Raw genomic sequence first — 2,922 nt, forward strand, 5'->3', positions numbered from 1 at the left:
CAAAGGGTTAACCTCGATTTATGATTTTCCTTGATATATCTGAGTTTCAGCGATTTTGGGCTTCTCGAAGTAAATCCCAAGCGGGGATTGGAGTTGAGGCTTTTCTCGATTTGTTTTTTGTCTAAGTCCCACTAGCAAATCTACAAAACAAACTAATCACTGAAAACTCACATCTGATAACTGATCACTGATCACTGATTAAGCTGTAGCTTCTAAAAATACGCCTAAATTGCGGAATTTTTGATAACGAGATTCGCGCCGTTGTTGGGGAGTTAACACAGATAAAGCCTCTAAATTTTCACTAATAGCGGCTTTTAAATTGGCTGCCGCTTTAATCGGATCAGCATGGGCCCCTCTGGAGGGTTCAGGAACGATCTGATCGATAATATTTAACTCTTTTAAATCTTTTGAGGTAATTTTGAGGGCAACTGCCGCTTTATCGGATTTTTTGGCATCTTTCCAGAGAATGGCGGCACAAGCTTCGGGAGTCGCCACGGTATAGACAGAATGCTCTAACATTAATAGGCGATCGCCGACCCCAATGCCCAAAGCACCGCCCGAACCACCTTCGCCAATAACAGTACAAATGATTGGCACATCTAAACGGAACATCTCCCGAAGATTATAGGCGATCGCTTCCCCTTGACCTAATTTTTCCGCTTCCACCCCCGCCCAGGCACCGGGGGTGTCAATAAAGGTTAAAATTGGCTGATTAAACTGATGGGCGTGTTCCATTAAACGCATGGCTTTACGATAACCCCCGGGGGCAGCCATGCCGAAATTTCTAGCCACATTATCCTTAGTATCCCGGCCTTTTTGATGCCCGATAATCACCACGGGACGACCGTTAAAACGGGCAACACCACCCACAAGAGCGGGATCGTCGTAACCACCGCGATCACCGTGTAACTCGAACCATTCATCGGTGATTGCTTGAATATAGTCTAGGGTACTGGGGCGCCGGGGATGACGGGCTAATTGTAGCCTTTGGGAAGGGGTAAGATTGCTAAAAATTTCACGACGTAATTGATTAGCTCGTTCGTCTAGTTGACTAATTTGTTCCGAGACATCTACGCTATTTTCTTGGGCTAATTCTTTAATCTGTTCGATGCGGGATTCTAATTCGTAGAGGGGTTTCTCAAAATCTAGGAGAAAAATCTTTTTCTCGGTAGTCTCGTTTTTAGTCATAGGTTAGTGGCTAGAAGTTTACTGGAAGCTAAGTAGGTAGGCGTTAAAAATTATCAGATGCCCCCCTTATCAAGGGGGGATTAAAGGGGGGACTAAGGGGGGATCGGCACCCCCCTTATCAAGGGGGGCAGGGGGGATCAGAGGCAAAATCTATCTTCAATTTAATTATAACTACTTACTTAATCTTTTCTAGCTTACCGTTTTTCAGCGATCGATTATCGAAAAAATCGGGTCTAAAACCTCGCCTTAAGGCGAAAAGTTTTGGGAGCGGGGCATAAATCCCCGTTACAAAAACGGCCTCCTGCCGACCGCCTCCTGCCCCCTGCCGACCGCCTTCTTTATCGATCGAATTTTGTCAATTGTCGTATAATAATAGATCGTGCCTTTTTCACCCCAAGGAGGATTAGTTATGGCAGGAAGTGAACTAAAAGCGGATCTATGGGTTAACGAATATATTACCCCCTGGGACATTTATAGTCATGGGGTTTCCCGGATTTTAGCCTACAAAAAAACCGCTTTTCAGGAGATGTATATTGTTGAATCGGGGGCCTATGGAAAAGCCTTGGTACTGGATGGCAAATGGCAATCTTGTACGGGGGATGAATTTATTTATCATGAAGCATTAGTGCAACCGGCAATGATTGCCCACCAAGAACCAAAAACTGCTTTAATTCTGGGAGGTGGTGAAGGTGCGACAACGCGGGAGTTATTGCGTTGGAAAACAATCGAAAAAGTGATGATGATCGATATCGATGGGGATGTGGTGGCAGCTTGTAAGGAACATCTTCCCGAAATGCACCAAGGCACTTTTGATGATCCTCGTTTTGAGTTAGTTGTCGCTGATGCTTTAGAAGTTTTAGACACCACTAACGATCGATGGGATATTATTATCTCCGATCTGGTTGATCCCATCGAAGAGGGTCCTTCTTTCCCCCTATTCACGAAAGAATACTTTGAAAAACTACAAAGAGTTTTGGCAGCAAATGGCATTGTTGTTGTCCAATCTGGCCCGGTTTCTCCTCCTTCGGTGATGTATCATGCGCGTTTGGTGAATACTTTAAAAGCAGTTTTTCCCTACGTTCATTCCTATTGCGCTCCCACTCCTAGTTATGGTTCCCCTTGGGGTTTTACTCTCTGTGCTAATCATCCTTTAAATACTCGTCCCGATCCGGACGTGGTAGATGAATTAATCAGCGATACAACTACGGGAGGATTACGTTTAATTGATGGCATGAGTTTACTAGGAATGTTACAAACTCCTCTCTATATTCGTCAAGCAATCGCACAAAATACGGAAGTTTATACCCTGGCAAAACCCCCGAAATTCTTCGGTCAAGGAGTAATCAGTGACCAGTAATCAGGAGTCAGGAGTCGGTCGTCAGGAGATAGGGTGATAGGGTGATAGGGTGATAGGGTGATAGGGTGATAGGGTGATAGGGATTTAGGGGTTTAGGGGTTTAGGGAAATTTCAGCCAAATGCTCCATTTCCCCACTTCCCCATTTCCCCATTTCCCCACTTCCCCACTTCCCCATTTCCCCATTTCCCTATTTCCCCATTTCCCCATTTCCCTATTTCCCCATTTCCCCATTTCCCCATTTCCCCATTTCCCCACTTCCCCACTTCCCCATTTCCCCACTTCATAATTCATAATTCCCACACCTCACCAACAAACTTTTTGCCGCAAACCCTAACTAGAAATCGATCGAGTCTTCATGATTAAGAATTGCTTGCAG

Annotated in this window: 3 protein-coding genes; 1 reads left to right on the forward strand and 2 read right to left on the reverse strand. The window is 45.0% G+C overall.

What is annotated here, in order from left to right; translation table 11 throughout:
- Positions 1-198 precede the first annotated feature (198 nt).
- Positions 199-1,188 carry an acetyl-CoA carboxylase carboxyl transferase subunit alpha gene (gene accA, locus IM477_RS18015; RefSeq protein WP_287732912.1) on the reverse strand — a complete coding sequence of 330 codons (990 nt, stop codon included), beginning with the start codon at positions 1,186-1,188 and terminating at the stop codon, positions 199-201.
- 409 nt (positions 1,189-1,597) lie between these two features.
- Between accA and IM477_RS18020 the strand changes: the two genes are divergently transcribed.
- Positions 1,598-2,545 carry a fused MFS/spermidine synthase gene (locus IM477_RS18020; RefSeq protein ID WP_287732916.1) on the forward strand — a complete coding sequence of 316 codons (948 nt, stop codon included), beginning with the start codon at positions 1,598-1,600 and terminating at the stop codon, positions 2,543-2,545.
- 100 nt (positions 2,546-2,645) lie between these two features.
- Here IM477_RS18020 and IM477_RS18025 read toward each other — a convergent pair whose 3' ends face one another.
- Positions 2,646-2,837 (reverse strand): hypothetical protein, encoded by a 192-nt coding sequence (locus IM477_RS18025; protein WP_287732914.1) that lies wholly within the window; start codon positions 2,835-2,837, stop codon positions 2,646-2,648.
- Positions 2,838-2,922: the final 85 nt, after the last annotated feature.

The sequence above is a fragment of the Microcystis sp. M090S1 genome, from assembly GCF_020246295.1.
In the GTDB taxonomy this organism is placed as follows: domain Bacteria; phylum Cyanobacteriota; class Cyanobacteriia; order Cyanobacteriales; family Microcystaceae; genus Microcystis; species Microcystis aeruginosa.